Below are 20,891 nucleotides of genomic sequence, written 5' to 3' on the forward strand. Positions count from 1 at the left end.
AGGGCAGATCAAGTCCGCCGTTTCTGACAGGATGAACGGTGAGTCCGGTACATGGGAAGCAGTGAGGAGACCGCGGTGTCGACGGGCCGTTCAGGCACGCGGATGGGACCCGCCGAACTGGTGCAGGCGGCGGCCATGGCGCGCCGCTTCTACCTCGAAGGCAAGTCCAAGATCCAGATCGCCGAGGAGTTCGGCGTCAGCCGCTTCAAGGTGGCGCGGGTGCTGGAGACCGCGCTCGAGCGCGATCTGGTGCGCATTGAGATCCGGGTGCCCGCCGAGCTCGACGCGGAGCGCTCCGACGCGCTGCGCGCCCGGTACGGGCTGCGCCACGCGGTCGTCGTCGAGTCCCCGGCCGACGCCGAGGCCGACACCCCGGACCCGGAGAACCTCGGCGAGGTCGCCGCGGATCTGCTGGGCGAGCTGGTGACCGAGGGCGATGTGCTGGGCCTGGCCTGGGGGCGGTCCACGATCCACATGGCCGCGGCCCTGCACCGGCTGCCCCCGTGCACCGTCGTCCAGCTCACCGGCGTGTACGACGCGGGCACCGCCGAGCGCGGCTCGGTCGAGGCGGTCCGGCGCGCCGCCGCCGTCTCCGGCGGCGAGGCGCACCCCATCTACGCGCCCATGCTGCTGCCCGACACGGCCACCGCGGACGTGCTGCGCGGCCAGACCGGCATCGCCCGCGCCTTCGAGTACTTCGACAAGGTCACCGTCGCCGCCGTCTCCATCGGCTCGTGGGAGGCCGGTATCTCGACGGTGTACGACATGCTGACCGAGCAGGAGCGGGCCCACTACGCGGGCCTCGGCGCCGCCGCCGAGATGTCGGCCCACCTCTTCGACGCCGAGGGCCGGCGCATCGGCCGGGACCTGGGCGAGCGCTGCATCACGGTCGAGGCCGACCGGCTGCGGCGGATCCCGGAGGTCGTCGCCATCGCGGGGGGCCGCCGCAAGGCCCCCGCGATCGGCGCGGTGCTCCGCTCCGGGCTGGTCACCAGCCTGGTCACGGACACCGCGGCCGCCGACCACTTGCTGCTGGAGACCGGCCCCGGCCCGCGCCCCGCGCTGGACCGGGCGGACCCGGACGGGCCGTAGACCTCACACGGCGTCCACGTCGAGCAGTGCGCGCAGCTCGTCGACGGACAGCCACAGGTCATTGGTGTTCGACCGGTACGCGAATCCCTCCGGCACGGGGCGACTGCCCTCCGGAGGGACGTACTCCTCCCCTCCCACCGTGGGCACGACCACGTACCGGTCCTTGCCCCGGAAGGCCCGGTGGCTGTCCTCCCTGGCGATCATCTCTTCGTGCAGCTTCTCGCCGGGGCGGATGCCCACCTCGCAGTTCGGGCAGCCGGGGGCGATGGCCTCGACCAGGTCGGTGACCTTCATGCTCGGGATGCGGGGGACGAACAGCTCTCCGCCGCGCATCTCGTCGAAGCAGTCCACGACGAATCTCACCGCCTGGGCGAGGGGGATACAGAACCGTGTCATCCGTTTGTCGGTGATCGGCAGGCTGGCCCCCTCGCGCGCCAGCTTGCGGAAGAGCGGGACGACCGAGCCGCGGCTGCCCATCACATTGCCGTAGCGGACCACCGAGAAGCGGGTGCCGTGCCGGGCCCATGCGGTGTCGGCGGAGGTGAACAGCTTGTCCGAGACCATCTGCGTCGCGTTCTGCAACCCCGACAGCCTCAGCGGTGCCGGACTGTGGGACATCATCTGCCGGACCGTGACGCGGGCGCCGGCGCCTCCGTACGAGGACAGCCGCGCCGCCCCGCCCCTTCTGTCGCCGGCCCGTACGCAGACCGAACTGGGCTGGACCCCCTCCGTCGATGTCGGGTCCGGTATCAAACATGTGCAGCACTGGCTCGCCTGGTCGTCAATATCCGACTGAGCGGACGTGGCCGACCGCCTCCTCACCCATCCCGCCGCCCGGCCGAAGCCGCGGACACCTCCGCGGACTCACGCGCCGCCGGTCCGCTCCGCCGCGCCCCCGTCCGGCCCGTGCCACGACTCCCACAGGGCCGCGTAGGGGCCGCTGCGGCCGATCAGTTCCCGGTGCGGACCGGCTTCGGTGATGCGACCGCCGTCCAGGACGACGACCCGGTCGGCGTCGTGGGCGGTGTGCAGCCGGTGCGCGATCGCGATGACGGTCCGCCCCTCCAGTACGGCCGCGAGGGACCGCTCGAGGTGACGCGCGGTCCGGGGGTCGAGCTGGGCCGTCGCCTCGTCCAGCACCAGGGTGTGCGGGTCGGCGAGCACCAGACGGGCCAGCGCCAGCTGCTGGGCCTGAGCCGGCGACAGCCGCGCCGCACCCGAACCCACCTCCGTGTCGAGGCCGAGGGCCGAGGCCCACTCCCACGCGTCGATCGTCTTCAGGGCCTTCTCCAGCTCGTCGTCGCCGGCCTCCGGCTTGGCGATGAGCAGGTTGTCGCGCAGGGTGCCGCGGAAGACGTGGTGCTCCTGGCTGACGAGGGCGACCTGGCGCCGCAGCTCCGTCAGGGGAAGCGCGTCGAGGGGTACGCCGCCGACGGTGACGGAGCCGGTTCGCGGGGTGTGGATTCCGGCGAGCAGCCGGCCGAGGGTGGACTTGCCCGCGCCGGAGGGACCGACGATCGCCAGCCGTTCCCCGGGCCGGACGACCAGGTTCACCTCCCGCAGGACGTCGTGCCCCTCCCGGTACGCGTAGTGCACACCGCGGACCTCGATCTCCTGGCCGGCGGGCGTGTGCACGCCGTCCTGCCCGGCCTCGGTGTGCCGGTCGGGCAGCGCATGGCCCACCCCCAGGATGCGGGCCAGGGACGCGCCGCCCACCTGCAACTCGTCCATCCAGTAGAGCAGTTGGTCGACGGGCCCGATGATCTGCTGGACGTACAGGGTGGCGGCGATCGCGGCCCCGAGGCTCACCGCGCCGTTGACGTAGAACAGGCCGCCGACGACGAGGGTGGCCGCCACCGGGAGCATGTAGGCGGTGTCCGCGAACGGCAGGTACACGCTGCGCAGCCAGAGGGTGTGGCGTTCGGCGGCGTAGGACTCGGCGATGTCACGGTCGGTCCGGGCCAGGCGCCGGTCCGCGATGGCGAGCCCCTCCACCGTCCTCGCCCCGTCGACGGTTTCCGTCAGCCCCTCGGTGAGCCGTGAGTACGACGCGCTCGCGCGCAGATACCCGGGCCGGGCGCGCCTGAGGTACCAGCGGGTCGACGCCCACAGGACCGGGACGGCCACCAGGCTGGGCAGCAGGAGCAGGGGGCCGGCCAGGGCGATCGCGCCCAGGGTGAGCAGAATGGTGCACAGGGCGATCAGGGTGTCGGGAGCCGCGCGCTGCACGGTGCGCGCCAGGACGTCGATGTCCCGTGTGGTCCGCGCGACCAGGTCCCCGGCGCCGGCCCGCTCCACCGTCGCCAGCGGCAGCTCCAGCACCTTCTTGACGAAGTCCTCCCGCAGCCGGGCGAGGATCTTTTCGCTGAGCCGTGTCGAGGTGATGGTCGCACAGCGTTCCAGCAGGGCCTGGGCCGCCACCGCGGCACAGATGACGGCTCCCGCGGTGGCGGCGGTGCCCGCGTGGCGTCCGGCGTCCTGGACCAGGTCGCCGAGCATCCAGGGAGCGACCAGGCCGGTGGCCGCGGCCAGGGAGTACAGCAGGAGCGAGGCGGCCAGTTGGCGTGGATGGAGCAGGGCGAGGCGCCGGGCGTAGGCCCGCACCTCGGCGGCCTCGGCGACGGGCAGCGTTGTCATGCCCTTCCCTCCTGCTCGGTCTCGGCGCGCTTCGCTGCGCGGGCTTGCTCTGTCGCTGCGCGGCTCCTCAGTCCAGCAACGCTCATGTGGTGACCACCTCCCGGGTGACCACGGACCGGTAGCGGGGATCGGCCAGCAGCTCGTGGTGCGGACCGGTGGCGACGGCCTGTCCGCCGTCCACCAGTACGGCCTGGTCCGTGTGGTCCAGCAGGATCGGGCTCGTGGTGAACACCGCGGTCGTCCGGCCGGAGCGGTGTGCCGCCAGGCGGGCGGCTATCCGGCCCTCGGTGTGGGCGTCGACGGCGTTGCTCGGTTCGATCAGGATCAGCACCTCGGGGTCGGCCAGCAGGGCCCGGGCGAGCCGCAGCCGTTGCTGCTGGCCGCCGGAGAACTCCCGCCCGCCGACGCCGATGTCCCCGTCGGCGCCGCCGGGCAGCGTGTCCAGGACGTCGAGCGCCGAGGCGTCGTCCAGGGCCTGCCGTACCAGCCGCTCGTCGCCCAGGGCCCGGTCGCGGGGGTCGAGTTCGGTGCGCAGCGGCCCGGAGAAGAGCGGCGAGTCGTTGTCCGCGACCAGGATCAGGCGGCGGACCTCGGCCAGGGGCAGCGCGGACAGCGCCACGCCTCCGTAGGTGACCTTTGAGTCGGTGTACCGGCCGAGCCGGTCGGCGAGCAGGGCCGCGTCCTCCTGCTCGGTGCAGACGACGCCCACGAACCGCCCCGCGGGCAGGACAAGCCCCGACTCCGGGTCGGTCAGCTCGGCCGCGTCGGCGGGAGCGGTGGCGGTGCCCGTCGTCGGCTCGGGTTCCAGGGTCAGGAAGTCGGTCACCTGGCGGGCGGCCACCAGGGCGCGGGTGAGCTGGTCGATCATGCCCGTGATACGGCTCAGCTGGTCGGCGAGGAACACCGCGAAACCGTAGAAGGACACCAGCGCTCCGGCGCCGATCCGGCCGGTCTCGACGTAGTGTGCGCCCAGCGTGACGATCACGGTGACGAGCAGTCCGGGCAGCAGGATCCGCGCGGCGGATATCCAGGACCCCACGCCGGCGACGCGCACCCCGTGGTGCCGCACCCGCTGGGACGCCTCCCGATAGCGCCGGGCGAAGACCTCCTCGCCCCCGATGCCGCGCAGGACGCGCAGGCCGTCGACGATGTCCATGGCCAGGTCGGTCATCGCTCCCTGGCTCTCCCGCAGTTCCCGCTGGCGACCGTGCAGACGCCGCATGAGCAGGGTCATGAGCCAGGCCATCAGGGGCACACCGGCCAGGGTCACCAGGCCCAGTTGCCAGGATGTGGCGAGCATGATCCCGGCGACGACGACGGTCGAGACGACCGCGCCGCTGCCCCGGGCGGTGCTCTCCAGGGCCGCCCCGATGCGGGTGATGTCGGCGGCACCGACACTGACCACCTGGCCGGTGGACACCTGCTTCGGCAGGGTGGCGCCGAGCCTGGTGGCGTGCCGGGTGACGTACTGCATGGTCAGATAGCCGGCGCCGAACCGGTTGTTCTCCGAGCTGCGGTCGCGCAGCATCCCGGAGAGCGCCTGGACGACGCCCAGGGCCAGGACCGTGCCGCCCCACAGCAGCAGTTCGTCCCGCTGCCGGGGGATGAGACCGGCGTCGACGCCCCGGCCGACCGCGGCGGGGACGAGTCCCTGGGCGAGGGCGCAGACGATCCCGCTGACCGTGGCGAGCAGGACGCTGCCCCGGCGGTCGGCGATGAGGTGGACCAGATAGCGAAGTGGCGAGCGTGTGTCCGGGGTGCCCGGACGGGGATCTGGGATGGGACGCATGTCACCCAACAGTGGTCGCGTGGCCTCGGACATGGGCCAGCAAGTGGCCCCGGACATGAGCCAGGGAGCGGTGGATACGGCGGAGTCGGATACTACTTCTTGACGCCGTAGGTCAGCCCGTGTTCGTACGGTAGGCCCGAGGTGGTCCGCACGTCCTCGAAACCGGCCATGCCCAGCCAGTTCTCGTAGTCTCTGGCCGGATAGGCCATTCCCTGGCCGCTGGCGAGGACGTTGAGGTAGAGGGAGAGCCGGGCGGAGAAGATGCCCGCGGTCTCGTCGTCGGACACGTGGTACCCGTAGACGAAGACCCGGCCGCCCGCCGGCAGGGCCTGGTAGGCCTTGGTGAGCAGGGCGACGATCTGCTCACCGGAGAAGATCTCCAGGAGATGGCTGAACAGGACGCCGTCGACCCCGGTGGGGAAGTCGTCCTCGAACAGGTCTCCGGGATGGTGCCGCACGCGGTCGCCCAGATCGGCCGTGGTGTCCTCGGCGAGCCCGGAGACGCTCGGCAGGTCGAAGACGGTGACCCGCAGGTCGGGGTGGCGCCGCACGAGGTGCGAGGTGGTCGTCGCGTCGCCGCCGCCGACGTCCAGCAGGTGCCGGACGGAGGAGAGTTCGGGGTGGTCGAGGAGCGCGGGCAGCGACCGCAGGGTGAACGCGCTCATCGCGGCGTGGAACAGCGCCTCGCGTTCGGGCTGGTGGGACAGGCGCTGGTAGAGCGTGGGCTCGTCGCCGGGGTAGTCGGCCAGGGCGGTGTTGGTGCCGGCCCGTCATCTGCCCGAACGCCGGGTAGTAGATCTCTTTCCAGCCGATGAGGATGTGCCGCCAGCTACCGCGGTGGCCACGGCGTTGAACAGGGCCGGGGCGTTCACAAGAAAATGGAAGCGGTCCACGACAGGATCCGAAGCCCCTACTTCACCGACCCCTCCTTCGGCATGGCCGGCATCACGCCCAAGAGCGCCTACCGGTTCGCCTACCCCGTGCCAGGACTCGACCACGGGCGCATCGCCTACTTCTTCGACTACGAGGCGCCCGACGTCGCCGCGCCCGACGTCGTCGCGCGCCTCGCCGAGGCCGTGGAGGGCTGGCAGCGGGCGTGGCAGTCGGACGACCGCCCGATGCTGGCGTACCGGCGCGGACCGGGCTGGCTCACCCTGCTCGACACCCGGGGCGGCCGCCGGCGCAAGACGACGCTCGACGGCTGGCGGGCGCGGGCGTACGAACTGGTCGGCGACGCGCCCCGCAGCGCCTCACGGGTGCACCGCGAACTCGCCGCGCCGGGGGAGCCCGCGGGTCCGGACGGCGAGCCGGTCGCCGCACAGGCCGTGGAGGCTTTCCTGCGGACCGCCGTCGAACACGGCATCTGTCTGGAGGAGGACGGTAAGTACCTGTCCCTGGCCCTGCCGCTGCGGCCCGGACGGACCGCCGGCGCGGGCGGTAATATTTCGGGGTAAGGCAGGTGCCACTGCCCGGCACGGTCTCCGCACCCTCCGACACCCTCCGACACGGAGGAACGAATAACGCGGGGGCGTTTTGCTGTGTCTGCGGGTGAGGCCTGCGCCGTTTCGCGTGAAAATGTGAGACTTATGCGTTTCATCGAGCCCGGCACGGGTCGCCACGTCGAGTCATCTCCGGTTCCCTACGACCTGACCTACGACGACGTCTTCATGGTGCCCAGCCGCTCCGCGGTCGTCTCGCGTCAGGACGTGGACCTGTCCTCGTCCGACGGCAGCGGCACCACCATCCCGGTCGTGGTGGCCAACATGACCGCGATCGCCGGGCGCCGCATGGCCGAGACCGTCGCCCGCCGCGGCGGGATGGTCGTCATACCGCAGGACATCCCGCTGGACGTGGTCACCGATGTGGTCGGCTGGGTCAAGCGGCGCCACCTCGTGCTGGACACGCCGATCGTGCTCGGCCCCAGCGGGACCGTCGCCGACGCGCTGTCGCTGCTGCCCAAGCGGGCCCACGGCGCGGGCGTGGTCGTGGAGGACGGCCGCCCGGTGGGCGTGGTCACCGAGTCCGATCTGACCGGCGTGGACCGCTTCACCCAGCTGACCGAGGTGATGTCCCGGGAGCCGCTGGTGCTCGACGCGGACATCGACCCGCGCGAGGCCTTCAACCGCCTCGACGCCGCACACCGCAAGCTCGCCCCCGCGGTCGACGCGGACGGGCAGCTGGTCGGCATCCTGACCCGCAAGGGCGCGCTGCGCGCGACGCTCTACCGGCCCGCGGTGGACGCGGACGGCCGGCTGCGGATCGCCGCCGCCGTCGGGGTCAACGGCGATGTGGCGGGGCGCGCCAAGGCGCTGCTCGCGGCGGGGGTGGACACGCTGGTGGTGGACACCGCGCACGGCCACCAGGAGTCGATGATCAGCGCGCTGAAGGCGGTCCGGGCGCTCGACCCGGGGGTGCCGGTGGTCGCGGGCAACGTCGTCGCCGCCGAGGGCGTGCGCGATCTGATCGAGGCGGGCGCCGACATCGTGAAGGTGGGGGTGGGCCCCGGCGCCATGTGCACCACCCGCATGATGACGGGCGTGGGGCGGCCGCAGTTCTCCGCGGTGTTCGAGTGCGCCGCCGAGGCGCGGAAGTTCGGCAAGCACGTGTGGGCGGACGGCGGTGTACGGCACCCGCGCGACGTCGCGATGGCGCTGGCCGCGGGCGCGTCCAATGTGATGATCGGCTCGTGGTTCGCCGGGACGTACGAGTCGCCGGGCGATCTGCAGCACACCGCCGACGGTCGGCCGTACAAGGAGAGCTTCGGCATGGCCTCCGCCCGCGCCGTGCGCAACCGCACCAGCGAGGAGTCGGCGTACGACCGGGCCCGCAAGGCGCTGTTCGAGGAGGGCATCTCCACCTCCCGGATGTTCCTGGACCCGGCCCGGCCGGGCGTCGAGGACCTGATCGACTCGATCGTCGCGGGCGTGCGCAGCTCCTGCACCTACGCGGGCGCGGGCACGGTCGAGGAGTTCCACCAGCGGGCCGTCGTCGGCGTGCAGAGCGCCGCGGGCTACGCCGAGGGCAAGCCCCTCCACGCCAGCTGGGACTGAGCCCCGCGCCGGTAGCGCCGTGGTCCCCGCTCGGACGAGCGGGGACCGTTCACGCGCGGGGCTTGTCGCGCGGCTCCGCGCCCCGGTTGCGGGGCAGGGCGTGGCGCGGTGGGCTGGTCAGGGTGATCTGGCGCACCAGCTGGTGGAACGAGACCAGCGCGGCGACGGGCGGCAGCCCGGCGACGGCCATGCTGGGCGGGTCCTTGGGCGCGTGCGCGACACAGAGGAAGACCGCGATGGTGGAGAAGAGCACCACCACCGCCCAGGAGTGCGCCGCGCCCCGGTGGTGCAGGGCGGCGCGCAGCACCGACAGCGAGGCGACCAGCCAGGGCCCGTAGACCAGCAGCGGCCACCACGCCGCCATGGACTCCGAGGTGCTGGGGGAGGCCAGATAGCGCAGCGGGCCGTAGGAGATCATCCCGCCGAGCACGCTCAGCATGGCCACGATCACCGTGGTGACCGCCGCGAAGATCAGGCTGATCAGTTGCAGCCACGGCATGGTCGGCAGCCGGAAGCGGACCCGGCGGCGCCGCCCGCGGCCGCGGACGTGCGCGGGGGCCCGGGCGGCGGGGAAGCTGCCGGTGGTCCGCTCGGCAGGCTGGTCGAGCAGGGAGCCATCGGGCGGGCCGACGGACGAGTCGAGGGGCGACTCGAAGGGGGAGGAGGCGGGGGCGGAGGTCTGCAGCAGCCGCGCCAGGTCCCCCTCCAGATCCCACCGGCTCTCGATCGTCTCGGGGTCCGGCAGCGGGAAGCCCAGCGAGTCGGCGGGGGCCATGTCGAACCGCTCGCCGGGAGCGGACCGGTGGCCGGCGGGGTGCGGGGGGCCGTAGCCGCCCGGCCTCGGCTCGGTGTATGTCATGCCTGTACGCCCGGTTCCGTGGTGCCGCAGCGGTGGACGAAGTCGGTCTCGATGCGGTTCAGGGTCCGCAGGAAGTCCTCCCACACCCGGGCGCAGTACTCGAGCGGAAGCCGCTCATCCTCGCCCCCGTGGCCTCCGGGGCGGCACCCGCCGTCCGGGCCGTGAGGGTCATGATCGGTGCTCTGCAGGCTGTCTGGGGTCACGTTCCCACCAACGAGGGCCAAATTGGTGCCGTATCGTGGCATTCGGGTGAAACGCGCGTCGGCTCGGCCCGGCCTCCCGCAACGATTCGCCGTACAGCCACCCCGTGTGCAACGTTCGTACGGGTATGCGCAACAATGGTGCGCTGTGTGTACGCCGCCGGTCACCGCCATCCGACCACCCGGCCGGCAGCGATAAGGAGTCATTCACTTGCTGGACCACGGCGCAGCCCTGCCCACCGCCGAGCGATCCGGGCCGGGGCCCGGCACTCGGACGCCCGGCTCCCGGGGACTCGGGTCCGGGGGTCTCTCCTCCCGGCTGACGCGGCGCAAGCCCGTCGAGCTGCTGGTCGCCGAGGGCGGTCAGGGCGAGGGCGGGAAGCTGCGGCGCGCGCTCGGCATGTGGCAGCTGACCATGATCAGCATCGGTGCGACGCTGGGCACCGGCATCTTCGTGGTGCTCGGCGAGGCCGTGCCGGACGCCGGGCCCGCGGTGATCGTCTCCTTTGTGATCGCGGGGCTGACCGCGCTGTTCTCCGCCCTGTCGTACGCCGAGCTGGCGGGCACCATCCCGGTCTCCGGGTCCTCGTACTCCTACGCCTACGCCACCCTCGGTGAGCTGGTCGCCTGGGTCTGCGGCTGGTGTCTGATCCTGGAGTACGGGGTGTCGGTGGCCGCCGTCGCGGTCGGCTGGGGCCAGTACCTGAACGAACTCCTCGACGGCACGCTCGGCGTCACCATCCCCGACGCGCTGGCCGCCCCGCCCGGCGACGGCGGTCTGTTCAACCTGCCCGCGCTGCTGGTCGTCCTGCTGGCCATGGCGTTCCTGCTGGGCGGGGCCAAGGAGAGCGCCCGGGCCAACGCGATCATGGTCGGGGTGAAGATCGCCGCCCTGGTGCTGTTCTGCGCCGTCGCCTTCACCGGCGTCCGCGCCGGGAACTACACGCCGTTCATGCCGCTGGGCATGGCGGGCGTCAGCGCCGCCGGGGCCACCCTCTTCTTCTCGTACATCGGCTTCGACGCCGCCTCCACGGCCGGCGAGGAGGCCAAGAACCCGCAGCGTGACCTGCCGCGCGCGATCATGCTCTCGCTGGTGATCGTCACCGCCCTGTACTGCCTGGTCGCGGCCGTGGCGGTGGGCGCGCTGCCCTGGAAGCGGTTCGCGGGCTCCGAGGCCGCGCTCGCCGGGATCATGAAGGAGGTGACCGGGCAGAGCTTCTGGGCCGTGCTGCTGGCGGCGGGGGCGGTCGTGGCCATCGCCTCGGTGGTGCTGACCGTCCTGTACGGGCAGACCCGCATCCTCTTCGCGATGTCCCGGGACGGGCTGGTGCCGGGGGTCTTCTCCCGGGTGCACCCGGGCAGCGGGGTGCCGCGCGCCAACACCGTGATCGTCTCCCTGTTCTGCGGGGTGCTGGCCGCCGCCATTCCGCTCGGCCAGCTCGCCGACGCCACCAGCATCGGCACCCTCTTCGCCTTCGCGCTGGTCAACATCGCCGTGATCGTGCTGCGCCGGACCCGGCCCGCGATGGAGCGCACCTTCCGGGTGCCGCTGGCGCCGCTGTTCCCGCTCGTCGGCTTCGGGCTGTGCCTGTGGATGATGGGCAGCCTGGACCGGGTGACCTGGATGGTCTTCGGCGTCTGGATGGCCGTCGGCCTTGTGCTGTACTTCGCATACGGCATGCGCCGCTCCCGACTGGCCACGGCAGAAAAGTGACATCCCCGCAGTGCGACTGAACGATCTGGACGAACGCATCGTCCACGCCCTCGCCGAGGACGCCCGCCGCAGCTACGCCGACATAGGGGAGGAGGTCGGCCTCTCCGCCCCCGCCGTCAAGCGACGGGTGGACCGGCTGCGGGCCGAGGGGGCGATCACCGGCTTCACCGTACGGGTCGACCCGGCCGCCCTCGGCTGGGAGACCGAGGGCTTCATCGAGCTCTACTGCCGCCGCAACACCTCGCCCGAGGACATCCACCGGGGGCTGACCCGCTACCCCGAGGTGGTCTCCGCGTCGACCGTCACCGGCGACGCGGACGCCATCGTCCAGGTCTTCGCCTCCGACATGCGGCACTTCGAACGCGTCCTGGAGCGGATCGCGGGCGAGCCCTTCGTCGAGCGCACCAAGTCCGTCCTGGTCCTCTCGCCCCTCCTGCGCCGCTTCGGCTCGGGGGCTCCGGCGTAGCCGGAGGGGGGCGGCGCAACGAATCGCCGCGGTGGGCCCGGAAGACGTCATGAATCGACGCCCGGTGCGCAACGGTCGCGCCTTGTCCGCCGATCTCGGGCCGACGTACCGTCTTTGTGCCGTTACGTGGCTCCTTCCCTCCCAGCTCCCCCTCCCTCCCGAGGTTCGCCCATGCCCGCGCTGCGCACCGCCCTGCTCCAGAGCTCAGGACACCCCGGCGAGACCGCCCATAACCTCAAGGTCCTCGACGAGGCGGCCGGGCGCGCCGCGGCGGCCGGGGCCGGGCTGCTGATCGCCCCGGAGCTGTTCCTCACCGGATACGCGATCGGCGACGGCGTGCGGCGGCTGGCCGAGCCGGCCGACGGGCCGGGCGGCCGGGCGGTGGCCCGTATCGCCGCCGCCCACGGGCTGGCCGTCCTCTACGGCTACCCGGAGCGCGCGGGCGGCGCGGGGGACGCGGTCTTCAACTCCGCGCGACTGGTCGGCCCCGACGGCGCGGAGCTCGCGAACTACCGCAAGACCCACCTCTTCGGCGACTTCGAGCGCGCGTGGTTCACCCCCGGCGACACCCCCGTCGTCCAGGCCGAGCTCGGCGGCGTACGCCTGGGCATCATGATCTGCTACGACGTGGAGTTCCCCGAGAACGTCCGGGCCCACGCCCTGGCCGGGACCGATCTGCTGCTGGTGCCCACCGCCCAGATGCACCCCTTCCAGTTCGTGGCCGAAGCCCTCGTCCCGGTCCGGGCGTTCGAGAGCCAGCTGTACATCGCGTACGTCAACCGCACCGGGCCCGAGGGTGACTTCGATTTCATCGGTCTCAGCTGCCTGGCCGGGCCCGACGGCACGGTCAAGGCCCGCGCCGGGCGCGGCGAGGAGCTGGCCTTCGGCGAGGTGGACCCGGGGCTGCTCGCCGCCTCGCGCACCGCGAACCCGTATCTGGGCGACCGCAGGCCCGAGCTGTACACGCCCCTGACCTGACCCCGCCCCTTCGCGCCCTCCGCACACCGCCGCCCCGCGCGCGCCCTCGCTCACCCCCGCAAGGAGTCCGTACCCGATGACGTCCATGGTGCCCACCGCCGTCCACGCCCAGCAGGACGACCAGCAGGACGACCGGCAGCCCGATCCGCCGCTGACCATGTTCGGCCCGGACTTCCCCTACGCCTACGACGACTACCTCGCCCACCCCGCGGGCCTCGGCCAGATCCCCGCGACCGAGCACGGCACCGAGGTCGCGGTGATCGGCGGCGGGCTGTCCGGCATCGTCACCGCGTACGAGCTGATGAAGATGGGCCTGAAGCCGGTCGTCTACGAAGCCGACCGGATCGGCGGGCGGCTGCGCACCGTCGGCTTCGAGGGCTGTGACCCGTCGCTGACCGCCGAGATGGGCGCGATGCGCTTCCCGCCCGGCTCCACCGCCCTCCAGCACTACATCGACCTGGTGGGCCTTGAGACCCGGCCCTTCCCCAACCCCCTCGCGCCCGCCACCCCCTCGACCGTCGTCGACCTGAAGGGCGAGTCGCATTACGCGCGCACGCTGGAGGACCTGCCCGAGGTCTACCACCAGGTGATGGACGCCTGGAACGCCTGCCTGGAGGAGGGCGCCGACTTCTCCGCCATGCAGCGCGCCATCCGCGAGCGCGACGTCCCGCGGATCCGGGAGATCTGGTCCCGCCTGGTCGCGCTCCTCGACAACCAGACCTTCTACGGCTATCTCTGCGACTCCCCGGCCTTCGCCTCCTTCCGGCACCGGGAGATCTTCGGTCAGGTCGGTTTCGGCACCGGCGGCTGGGACACCGACTTCCCGAACTCCATCCTGGAGATCCTGCGCGTCGTCTACACCGGCGCGGACGACGACCACCGCGGCATCGTGGGCGGCAGCCAGCAGCTGCCGCTGCGGCTGTGGGAGCGCGAGCCGCGCAAGCTCGTGCACTGGGCGCCGGGCACCTCGCTGGCCTCCCTGCACGGCGGCCGGCCGCGCCCGGCCGTCACCCGGCTGCACCGCGCGGCGGGGGACCGCGTCGTCGTCACCGACGCGGCGGGCGACATCCGCTCCTACAAGGCGGTGGTCTTCACCGCGCAGTCCTGGATGCTGCTCTCGAAGATCGACTGCGATGACTCGCTCTTCCCCATCGACCACTGGACGGCGATGGAGCGCACCCACTACATGGAGTCCAGCAAGCTGTTCGTGCCGGTGGACCGCCCCTTCTGGCTGGACAAGGACGAGGTCACCGGGCGGGACGTGATGAGCATGACGCTCACCGACCGCATGACCCGGGGCACTTATCTGCTGGACGACGGGCCGGACCGGCCGGCCGTCATCTGCCTCTCGTACACCTGGTGCGACGACAGCCTCAAGTGGCTGCCGCTGTCCGCGAACGAGCGCATGGAGGTCATGCTCAAGTCGCTGTCGGAGATCTATCCGAAGGTCGACATCCGCAAGCACATCATCGGCAGCCCGGTCACCGTCTCCTGGGAGAACGAGCCGTACTTCATGGGCGCGTTCAAGGCCAACCTCCCCGGCCACTACCGCTACCAGCGCCGTCTGTTCACCCACTTCATGCAGGACCGCCTCCCGGCCGACCGGCGCGGCGTCTTCCTCGCGGGCGACGACATCTCCTGGACCGCGGGGTGGGCCGAGGGTGCCGTACAGACCGCGCTCAACGCGGTGTGGGGCGTGATGACCCACTTCGGCGGGCGGACGGACCCGAAGAACCCGGGCCCGGGCGATGTCTACGACGAGATCGCGCCCGTCGAACTCCCCGAGGACTGAGCCGGTGCGTCTGCGGTGGCGCCGGGCAGCGGGGTGAGCAGAAAACGCCCCACCAGCCCCACGCTCTCGTCGACGCGCTCGACGAACTCCTCGGCCAGCTCCGGCAGTCCGCGCAGCCCCCACAGGGCGCGGAACGCCGCCCACGCGGCGCCCCGCGCCTTGTCCAGGCTCCACGCCCCCACCACATGGGTGAGCGGATCGGCGACGTCCAGCAGATCGGGGCCGGGCATCAGGTCCTCGCGGATCCGCTCCTCAAGACCGGTGAGCAGGGTGCCGACCCGGTCGAAGTCGCCCTCCAGCTCCTCCGGTTCCACCTTCCGTTCCCGGCAGGTCTCCACGAGCGCGAGGGCCAGGTCATGGCCGATGTGCGCGTTGATCCCGGCCAGCGCGAACTGCAGCGGACGGACGCCGGGATGGCGGCGCAGCTGGAACAGCGGCCGCCAGCAGGCGGGCGGCCGGCGCCCGGCCGTCACCGCCTCGACCGCGGTCAGATAGCGGGCGGCGAAGCGCACATCCAGGTCCTGGGTGGCGGCGGGATCCTGGAAGTAACCGTCCGTGAGCCGGCGGCCGACCTCCTCGGTGACCGCCAGATACACCCGGTTGAAGACCGCCACCCCGTCCCGGGGCGGCAGCGCGGCGCCGAGCGCGCGCATCCGCGCCACGACACCCTCCACGGTCCGCGGCGCGCGCCGCTCGGCCGACGTCGTCATGGACGCAAGCGTCGCAGCCCGGCCGCGGCCCGTCCGGCGGTACGCCGCTGCTTCCCCGGAACGGGCTAACGAGCCCCGTCACCGCCGTCTCGTATGCCGTGCCCCCGTCACCGCCGTCTCGTCACCACCGTGCCCCCCTCACAGCGCCCCCGCGTCGAGGGCCGTCCACAGCGTCGGGTACAGGGGCCGCCAGCCCAGCTCGGCGCGGAGCCGGGCGTTGGAGCACACCCCGAACCAGGGGTCGGGGTCGGTGCGGTCCGCCATGCCCTCGGGCAGCGGCACGCCGTTGACCCGGTGCAGATCCACCGCCGTGACGGGCGCGTCATCGACGATGTTGTACTTCCGCCCGGCCACCCCCGGCACGGTCAGCAGCCGCAGCAGCCCCCGCGCCACATCCGCGTGATGCACCATCTGCAGCCGCTGGTGGCCCGCCCACCGCGCCGCCCACCGCAGCGAGTCCGCCAGATGCGGGTCGCCCTCCCCGTACACGAAGGGCAGACTGCCGATCCGGAGGTCCAGACCGTGCTCGCGGTGCAGCTCGAGCAGCCCCTGCTCGGCCTCGGCCTTGGAGGCGGGGTACGCGCCCCACATCTCCCCGCCCGGCACCGTCTCGTCCTCCTCCACCAGCGGCCGACCGCGCCCGAGGCCATAGACCAGATTGGTGCTGACCTGGACGAAGCGCGGGGCGCCCGCCTCCAGCGCGGCGCGGGCGAGCCCGAGGGCCGCGTCGCGGTTGACCGCCCACGCCTCCTCGTCCGGCACCCCCCGGAACGCCGCCGCCACATTGACCACCGCGTCCACCCCGGCCAGCGCCTTGCGCACGTCCTGCTCCTCACGCACATCGCCGACCGCCACCTGCGCGCCGAGCGCGGCGAAGGGCGCGCCCTTCGCCTCGTCGCGCACCAGCACCCGCACCTCGTCGCCGGGCGCGCGCCACTGCAGCAGCCGTGGCGTGAACCGCCGTCCCACCTGGCCGGTCACCCCGGTCACCAACGTCAGCATGTCCTGACTCCTCTCATCGGTGTTCGTCGACCACGACCCTGCGGGAGTCCAGAGCCGACCGGGAGAGCACCGCCGATCCAGGGATTGGCAGACCCTGGTTGAGGAGCCGGGGACCGGCGATCCTTGAGGCGTGGACCGCACTCAACTCGCCGACTTCCTGCGCCGCTGCCGCACCCGGCTCTCACCCGCCGACGTCGGGCTCGGCCCGGGCGCGCGCCGCCGCACCCCCGGGCTGCGCCGCGAGGAGGTGGCCCAGCTGACCGGTATGTCCACCGACTACTACACCCGGCTGGAGCAGGCCCGCGGCCCGCGCCCGTCCCGGCAGATGCTGACCGCGCTGGCCCGGGCGCTGCGGCTCACCGACGACGAGCGCGACCACCTCTTCCATCTGGTGGGGGAGGAGCCGCCGCGCGACCGGTCGTCCTCCGGGCATGTGCGGCCCGGTCTGCTGCTGGTCCTGGACCGGCTGTACGACACCCCGGCGATGGTGATCAACGACTGGGGCGAGGTGCTGGCGCAGAACGCGATGGCCGCCGCCCTGTCCGGCGACATCAGCGCCCGGCCGCCGGGGCAGCGCAACGTCATCCGCCGCTACTTCACCGATCCGGACACGCGCCGGCTCTGCCCGCCCGAGGACCAGGAGGAGCACGCGCGGAACCATGTCGCGAATCTGCGAGCCGTGCTGGCCGCCCGCCCCGACGACCCCGCACCGGCGGCGCTCGTCGCCGAGCTGCGGGCGGCCAGCGAGGAATTCGCCGCGCTGTGGGAGGCGCATGAGGTCGCGGTGCGGCGCTCGGCGGTCAAGCGTTTCCTGCACCCGGTGGTGGGGCTGCTGGAGCTGGACTGCGAGGTGCTGCTGAGCTCCGAGCACGCCCAGCGGCTCATCGTCCACTCGGCCCGCCCGGGTACCGAGTCGTATGAGCGTCTTGAGCTGCTGCGGGTGGTGGGCCTCCAGGACCTCGCGGCGCGCGACTAGCGCCGCGCGCCCTCCTCGGGCCCTCAGGCCTTGGTGGTGGTCTCGGCCGCCGTCGGCTCGTCGTCGTACGCGCTGGTGCCCGCGTCCAGCAGCGGTTCCTCCCGCTTCATATGGGCCGGGGCCAGCGCGCGCAGCAGGTGGTAACCGCTGAGCACGACGAGCGTGCCCAGCGCGATCCCGCTGAGCTCGAAGTTGTCGCTGACCTTGAGGCCGACCCCGCCGACGCCGATGACCACACCGGCCGCGACCGGCACCAGATTGAGCGGATTGCGCAGATCCACCTTGTTGTGCACCCAGATCTGGGCGCCGAGCAGCCCGATCATGCCGTACAGGATGACGGTGATCCCGCCCAGCACACCGCCGGGTATCGCCGCGACGACCGCCCCGAACTTGGGGCACAGCCCGAAGAGGAGCGCGAAGCAGGCCGCGGCCCAGTAGGCGGCGGTGGAGTAGACGCGGGAGGCCGCCATGACGCCGATGTTCTCGGAGTACGTGGTGGTGGCCGGGCCGCCGACCGCCGTGGAGAGCATGGAGGCCGCGCCGTCCGCCGCGATGGCGGTGCCGAGGGTGTCGTCGAGCGGGTCGCCGGTCATCTCGCTGACCGCCTTCACATGCCCGGCGTTCTCGGCGATCAGCGCGATGACGACCGGCAGGGCGACCAGGATGGCCGACCACTGGAAGCTGGGCGCGTGGACGGAGGGCAGCCCGATCCAGTCCGCCTTGGACACCCCGGACAGATCGAGCCGCCAGTGGTCGGTGACCCGTCCACTGCCGTCCAGCGAGTGGATCTTGCCGAAGACGCGGTCGAAGATCCAGGAGATCACATAGCCGAAGACCAGGCCCAGGAAGATCGCTACACGCGACCAGAAGCCGCGCAGACAGACCACGGCGAGGCCGGTGAAGAGCATGGTCAGCAGCGCGGTCCACTGGTCGGCGGGCCAATAGGTGTTCGCCGTCACCGGAGCGAGGTTGAAGCCGATCAGCATCACCACCGCGCCCGTGACCACCGGCGGCATCGCCGCGTGGATGATGCGCGCGCCGAACGTACGGACCGCAAGGCCGCTGAGGAACAGCACCCCGCCGACCACCAGAATCGCGCCGGTGACGGCGGCGCTGCCCCCGCCCTGCGCCCTGATCACGGCCGCCACGCCGACGAAGGAGAGGCTGCAGCCCAGATAGCTGGGCACCCGCCCGCGGGTCGCCAGCAGGAACAGGATGGTCGCGACCCCGGACATCATGATCGCGAGATTGGGGTCGAGGCCCATGAGCACTGGGGCCACGAAGCTCGCCCCGAACATCGCCACGACGTGCTGAGCGCCAAGACCCGCCGTCCTGGGCCAGGACAGCCGCTCATCCGGCTTGACGACGGCTCCGGGGGCGGGCGTGCGCCCGTCGCCGTGCAGGGTCCAGCGCACGCCGAGGCCCATGGTTGTGCTCCACTTCATTGCTCAGGGGGATCGCAGCAATGTTAGTGGGTCGAAAGTGTGTTTCATCCCCCTAAAGATCAGCGGTCCCCCTGAAGATCAGTGGTCCAGCTGAAGATCAGCGGTCCCCCTGAAGATCAGTGGTCCAGCTGAAGATCAGCGGTCCGCACCCCGAGCAGCTCGTGCAGCGCCCGCCGCCCCTCCTCGCTGACCCGCAGCGCCCGCTGGCTGCCGATCCGCACACACCACCCCGCCTCCAGCGCATGCCGGCACAGCGCGGCCCCCGCCACGCCCGCCAGATGTGGTCTGCGCTCGGTCCAGTCCAGACAGCTGCGGGCCATCGGCCGCCGGCCGCGCGGCGCGCTCGACAGATCGACGCCCAGATCCCCGAACCAGACCAGACCGGCGTCGGTCAGCGAGAAGCCCGTCGCGCCCTGCAGCAGCCCCCGCTCCAGCATCGCGTCGGTGATCGCCGTGCCGAGCCGCCCGGCGAGGTGGTCGTAGCAGGTGCGGGCCCGCGCCATGGCCTCACCGGCGCTGGCGGCGCGCAGCGTCCGGGGCGCGGGCGGCGGGGCGACATGGCCGGACAGGTCCTCGATCAGCTGGGCGATCTGCGGCCCCGCCAGCCGTACGTAGCGGTGCCTGCCCTGCCGCTCCTGCGCCAGCAGGCCGCCCTCGACGAGCCGGCTCAGATGCTCGCTCGCGGTCGACGGGGCCACCTTGGCGAAGCGCGCCAGCTCCCCGGCGGTCCAGGCCCGCCCGTCGAGCAGCGCCAGACAGAACGACGCGCGGGTCTCGTCGGCGAGCAGCGCGGCGAACCGGGCGAGCTGCGGACCGCGGGAATGGGGCTGGGACATACGCCCATCATGGGCCCTCCAAACTTCGGCCCCGGCCGAAACGACCGCCCGCCCGCGGGCGGCGTGCCGCGCCCCGTCAGCGCGGCGTGGTGCTCGACGCCGCGGAGTCCGCGTGGCCGTCGGGTGCCGCAGCGCCCGCGTGCCCGGACGATGCGTTCCGCAGCACGCCCGCCCCGGCCACCAGCCCCAGCGCCAGCACCGCCACCACGCCGAACGAGGCCGTCAGCGAGGTCGCGTCGGCGATCGAGCCCATCGCGGCCGGGGCGATCAGACCCGAGGTGTAGGTGATCGTGGCGACGCCCGCGATCGCCTGGCTGGGGTTCGGCCCGCTGCGCCCCGCCGCCGCGAAGGCCAGCGGGACGACCACCGCGACGCCCAGGCCCAGCAGGCCGAATCCGGCGATGGCGAGGGCGGGACCACTTGCGGTCACGACCAGCACGCCGCCGGCCGTGGACAGGACGCCGCCCGTGCGTACGGTCCGCACCGCGCCGAAGCGGCCCACCACCGCGTCGCCGACGAGCCGGGCCGCGGCCATGGTGCAGGAGAAGGCCGTGGTGCAGGCGGCGGCGAGGGCGGGGGAGGAGTCCAGGACGTCCCGCAGATAGACCGCCGACCAGTCCAGGCTCGCGCCCTCGGCGAACACCGCGCAGAAGCCGACCGCCCCGATGATCAGCGCGGAGCGGGGCGGCAGGGCGAAGCGGGGCGGCGGGTGCTCCTCGGGGGCGCTGCGCAGGTCGAGCACCCAGTGGCAGGCGACCGCGCCGATCGCGGTGAGCGCGGCGGCGGCGAGACCGAGGTGCAGCCGGGCGTCCGCGTCGGCGTGGGCGGCGAGCGTGCCCGCCGCCGAGCCGAGGAGCGCTCCGACGCTCCACATGCCGTGCAGCCCGGACATGATGGAGCGGCCCAGACGCGTCTCGATCTCCACGCCGAGGGCGTTCATGGCGACGTCGGCCATCCCGGCGGAGGCGCCGTAGACGAACAGCGCGGCGCACAGCCAGACCAGGCCGGGCGCGAGCGGGGGCAGCACCAGCGACAGACACCACAGCGCGATCAGTCCGCGCAGGGCGGCGCGGGCGCCGAAGCGGTGGCTGATCCGCCCGGCCAGGGGCATCGCGACGGAGGCCCCGAGCGCGGGGAAGACCAGCGCGAGGCCGAGCAGGCCCGCGCCGAGGTCCACATGATCCTGGATCCACGGGACGCGGGTGGCGAAGTTGCCGGTGACCGCGCCGTGGACGGCGAACACGGCCGCCACGGCCATCCGCGCCCGACGAAGAGCTTTCGCGTCCGTATCGCTGTCCATACCTGCTGCCCACCCTCCCTGAGACCCCGAGACGCGCGATTTCGA

At 72.6% G+C, this 20,891-nt stretch carries 20 protein-coding genes; 9 read left to right on the forward strand and 11 right to left on the reverse strand.

The features are described from left to right. The first annotated feature begins 51 nt into the window (after positions 1 to 51). On the forward strand, positions 52 to 1,092 hold the full coding sequence (locus ACFZDL_RS33825) for a sugar-binding domain-containing protein (protein ID WP_353591477.1): 1,041 nt from the start codon (positions 52 to 54) through the stop codon (positions 1,090 to 1,092). Between the two features lie 3 nt (positions 1,093 to 1,095). Here the strand turns inward: ACFZDL_RS33825 and ACFZDL_RS33830 are convergent, their stop codons facing one another. After that, positions 1,096 to 1,656, reverse strand: coding sequence for a polysaccharide biosynthesis protein (locus ACFZDL_RS33830; protein ID WP_353591476.1), 561 nt, complete (start codon positions 1,654 to 1,656; stop codon positions 1,096 to 1,098). Here ACFZDL_RS33830 and ACFZDL_RS33835 point away from each other — a divergent pair. Further along, entirely contained in the window at positions 1,643 to 1,888 is a 246-nt protein-coding gene (locus ACFZDL_RS33835; RefSeq protein ID WP_353591475.1) for a hypothetical protein, read from the forward strand. The genes ACFZDL_RS33830 and ACFZDL_RS33835 overlap by 14 nt on opposite strands. A gap of 68 nt (positions 1,889 to 1,956) precedes the next feature. On the opposite strand, the gene ACFZDL_RS33840 is transcribed toward ACFZDL_RS33835, so the two are convergent. The 3 genes from ACFZDL_RS33840 to ACFZDL_RS33850 form a co-directional block, all read right to left on the reverse strand. Then, on the reverse strand, positions 1,957 to 3,729 hold the full coding sequence (locus ACFZDL_RS33840) for an ABC transporter ATP-binding protein (RefSeq protein ID WP_353591474.1): 1,773 nt from the start codon (positions 3,727 to 3,729) through the stop codon (positions 1,957 to 1,959). Positions 3,730 to 3,811: 82 nt separating this feature from the next. Next, positions 3,812 to 5,518, reverse strand: a complete 1,707-nt coding sequence (locus tag ACFZDL_RS33845) for an ABC transporter ATP-binding protein (protein ID WP_353591473.1) — start codon at positions 5,516 to 5,518, stop codon at positions 3,812 to 3,814. Between the two features lie 92 nt (positions 5,519 to 5,610). Continuing rightward, on the reverse strand, positions 5,611 to 6,183 hold the full coding sequence (locus tag ACFZDL_RS33850; protein WP_391193242.1) for a methyltransferase: 573 nt from the start codon (positions 6,181 to 6,183) through the stop codon (positions 5,611 to 5,613). Positions 6,184 to 6,396: 213 nt separating this feature from the next. Between ACFZDL_RS33850 and ACFZDL_RS33855 the strand changes: the two genes are divergently transcribed. Both ACFZDL_RS33855 and ACFZDL_RS33860 read left to right on the forward strand, forming a co-directional pair. Continuing rightward, positions 6,397 to 6,972, forward strand: coding sequence for a hypothetical protein (locus ACFZDL_RS33855; protein WP_353591472.1), 576 nt, complete (start codon positions 6,397 to 6,399; stop codon positions 6,970 to 6,972). A 132-nt stretch (positions 6,973 to 7,104) separates the two neighbouring features. Next, positions 7,105 to 8,568 (forward strand): GuaB1 family IMP dehydrogenase-related protein, encoded by a 1,464-nt coding sequence (locus ACFZDL_RS33860; protein ID WP_353591471.1) that lies wholly within the window; start codon positions 7,105 to 7,107, stop codon positions 8,566 to 8,568. A 49-nt stretch (positions 8,569 to 8,617) separates the two neighbouring features. Here ACFZDL_RS33860 and ACFZDL_RS33865 read toward each other — a convergent pair whose 3' ends face one another. Both ACFZDL_RS33865 and ACFZDL_RS33870 read right to left on the reverse strand, forming a co-directional pair. Continuing rightward, complete coding sequence (locus ACFZDL_RS33865) at positions 8,618 to 9,427, reverse strand: DUF2637 domain-containing protein (RefSeq protein ID WP_353591470.1); 810 nt, start codon at positions 9,425 to 9,427, stop codon at positions 8,618 to 8,620. Further along, positions 9,424 to 9,630, reverse strand: coding sequence for a hypothetical protein (locus ACFZDL_RS33870; protein ID WP_353591469.1), 207 nt, complete (start codon positions 9,628 to 9,630; stop codon positions 9,424 to 9,426). The genes ACFZDL_RS33865 and ACFZDL_RS33870 overlap by 4 nt, the downstream gene beginning before the upstream one ends. A gap of 208 nt (positions 9,631 to 9,838) precedes the next feature. Between ACFZDL_RS33870 and ACFZDL_RS33875 the strand changes: the two genes are divergently transcribed. The 4 genes from ACFZDL_RS33875 to ACFZDL_RS33890 all read left to right on the forward strand — a co-directional run bounded on the left by ACFZDL_RS33875 (position 9,839) and on the right by ACFZDL_RS33890 (position 14,577). Continuing rightward, positions 9,839 to 11,341, forward strand: a complete 1,503-nt coding sequence (locus tag ACFZDL_RS33875; protein WP_353591468.1) for an amino acid permease — start codon at positions 9,839 to 9,841, stop codon at positions 11,339 to 11,341. A gap of 10 nt (positions 11,342 to 11,351) precedes the next feature. Further along, the gene (locus tag ACFZDL_RS33880; protein WP_353591467.1) at positions 11,352 to 11,807 is read left to right on the forward strand and encodes an Lrp/AsnC family transcriptional regulator; all 456 of its coding nucleotides are present in this window, start codon (positions 11,352 to 11,354) and stop codon (positions 11,805 to 11,807) included. Positions 11,808 to 11,978: 171 nt separating this feature from the next. Continuing rightward, entirely contained in the window at positions 11,979 to 12,785 is an 807-nt protein-coding gene (locus ACFZDL_RS33885; protein ID WP_353591466.1) for a carbon-nitrogen hydrolase family protein, read from the forward strand. A gap of 76 nt (positions 12,786 to 12,861) precedes the next feature. Continuing rightward, positions 12,862 to 14,577: an NAD(P)/FAD-dependent oxidoreductase gene (locus ACFZDL_RS33890; protein WP_353591465.1), complete on the forward strand. Its 1,716-nt coding sequence runs from the start codon at positions 12,862 to 12,864 to the stop codon at positions 14,575 to 14,577. On the opposite strand, the gene ACFZDL_RS33895 is transcribed toward ACFZDL_RS33890, so the two are convergent. Both ACFZDL_RS33895 and ACFZDL_RS33900 read right to left on the reverse strand, forming a co-directional pair. After that, the gene (locus ACFZDL_RS33895; protein WP_353591463.1) at positions 14,538 to 15,287 is read right to left on the reverse strand and encodes a DUF5995 family protein; all 750 of its coding nucleotides are present in this window, start codon (positions 15,285 to 15,287) and stop codon (positions 14,538 to 14,540) included. The two genes, ACFZDL_RS33890 and ACFZDL_RS33895, sit on opposite strands and share 40 nt — an antisense overlap. A 138-nt stretch (positions 15,288 to 15,425) precedes the next feature. Then, complete coding sequence (locus ACFZDL_RS33900; protein ID WP_353591462.1) at positions 15,426 to 16,289, reverse strand: NAD(P)-dependent oxidoreductase; 864 nt, start codon at positions 16,287 to 16,289, stop codon at positions 15,426 to 15,428. A gap of 130 nt (positions 16,290 to 16,419) precedes the next feature. Here ACFZDL_RS33900 and ACFZDL_RS33905 point away from each other — a divergent pair, with 130 nt between their 5' ends. Next, positions 16,420 to 17,265 carry a helix-turn-helix transcriptional regulator gene (locus ACFZDL_RS33905; RefSeq protein ID WP_353591461.1) on the forward strand — a complete coding sequence of 282 codons (846 nt, stop codon included), beginning with the start codon at positions 16,420 to 16,422 and terminating at the stop codon, positions 17,263 to 17,265. Between the two features lie 23 nt (positions 17,266 to 17,288). On the opposite strand, the gene ACFZDL_RS33910 is transcribed toward ACFZDL_RS33905, so the two are convergent. From ACFZDL_RS33910 to ACFZDL_RS33920, 3 genes are all read right to left on the reverse strand, one after another. Further along, entirely contained in the window at positions 17,289 to 18,692 is a 1,404-nt protein-coding gene (locus tag ACFZDL_RS33910) for a solute carrier family 23 protein (RefSeq protein ID WP_353591460.1), read from the reverse strand. 134 nt (positions 18,693 to 18,826) lie between these two features. Next, positions 18,827 to 19,546, reverse strand: coding sequence for a winged helix-turn-helix domain-containing protein (locus ACFZDL_RS33915; protein ID WP_353591459.1), 720 nt, complete (start codon positions 19,544 to 19,546; stop codon positions 18,827 to 18,829). Positions 19,547 to 19,622: 76 nt separating this feature from the next. Beyond that, positions 19,623 to 20,846 carry an MFS transporter gene (locus ACFZDL_RS33920; RefSeq protein WP_353591458.1) on the reverse strand — a complete coding sequence of 408 codons (1,224 nt, stop codon included), beginning with the start codon at positions 20,844 to 20,846 and terminating at the stop codon, positions 19,623 to 19,625. Positions 20,847 to 20,891: the final 45 nt, after the last annotated feature.

Source organism: Streptomyces sp. NPDC007917 (assembly GCF_042959105.1).
Classification (GTDB): Bacteria; Actinomycetota; Actinomycetes; order Streptomycetales; family Streptomycetaceae; genus Streptomyces.

Excerpts from the sequence above, each read along its gene's own strand:
- ACFZDL_RS33830 (WP_353591476.1), bottom strand. The coding sequence starts at position 1,656 with ATGGTCTCGGACAAGCTGTTCACCTCCGCCGACACCGCATGGGCCCGG.
- ACFZDL_RS33890 (WP_353591465.1), top strand. The coding sequence starts at position 12,862 with ATGACGTCCATGGTGCCCACCGCCGTCCACGCCCAGCAGGACGACCAG.
- ACFZDL_RS33860 (WP_353591471.1), top strand. The coding sequence starts at position 7,105 with ATGCGTTTCATCGAGCCCGGCACGGGTCGCCACGTCGAGTCATCTCCG.
- ACFZDL_RS33910 (WP_353591460.1), bottom strand. The coding sequence starts at position 18,692 with ATGGGCCTCGGCGTGCGCTGGACCCTGCACGGCGACGGGCGCACGCCC.
- ACFZDL_RS33920 (WP_353591458.1), bottom strand. The coding sequence starts at position 20,846 with ATGGACAGCGATACGGACGCGAAAGCTCTTCGTCGGGCGCGGATGGCC.
- ACFZDL_RS33865 (WP_353591470.1), bottom strand. The coding sequence starts at position 9,427 with ATGACATACACCGAGCCGAGGCCGGGCGGCTACGGCCCCCCGCACCCC.
- ACFZDL_RS33845 (WP_353591473.1), bottom strand. The coding sequence starts at position 5,518 with ATGCGTCCCATCCCAGATCCCCGTCCGGGCACCCCGGACACACGCTCG.
- ACFZDL_RS33915 (WP_353591459.1), bottom strand. The coding sequence starts at position 19,546 with ATGTCCCAGCCCCATTCCCGCGGTCCGCAGCTCGCCCGGTTCGCCGCG.
- ACFZDL_RS33895 (WP_353591463.1), bottom strand. The coding sequence starts at position 15,287 with ATGACGACGTCGGCCGAGCGGCGCGCGCCGCGGACCGTGGAGGGTGTC.
- ACFZDL_RS33900 (WP_353591462.1), bottom strand. The coding sequence starts at position 16,289 with ATGCTGACGTTGGTGACCGGGGTGACCGGCCAGGTGGGACGGCGGTTC.
- ACFZDL_RS33850 (WP_391193242.1), bottom strand. The coding sequence starts at position 6,183 with ATGAGCGCGTTCACCCTGCGGTCGCTGCCCGCGCTCCTCGACCACCCC.
- ACFZDL_RS33840 (WP_353591474.1), bottom strand. The coding sequence starts at position 3,729 with ATGACAACGCTGCCCGTCGCCGAGGCCGCCGAGGTGCGGGCCTACGCC.
- ACFZDL_RS33855 (WP_353591472.1), top strand. The coding sequence starts at position 6,397 with ATGGAAGCGGTCCACGACAGGATCCGAAGCCCCTACTTCACCGACCCC.
- ACFZDL_RS33885 (WP_353591466.1), top strand. The coding sequence starts at position 11,979 with ATGCCCGCGCTGCGCACCGCCCTGCTCCAGAGCTCAGGACACCCCGGC.
- ACFZDL_RS33825 (WP_353591477.1), top strand. The coding sequence starts at position 52 with ATGGGAAGCAGTGAGGAGACCGCGGTGTCGACGGGCCGTTCAGGCACG.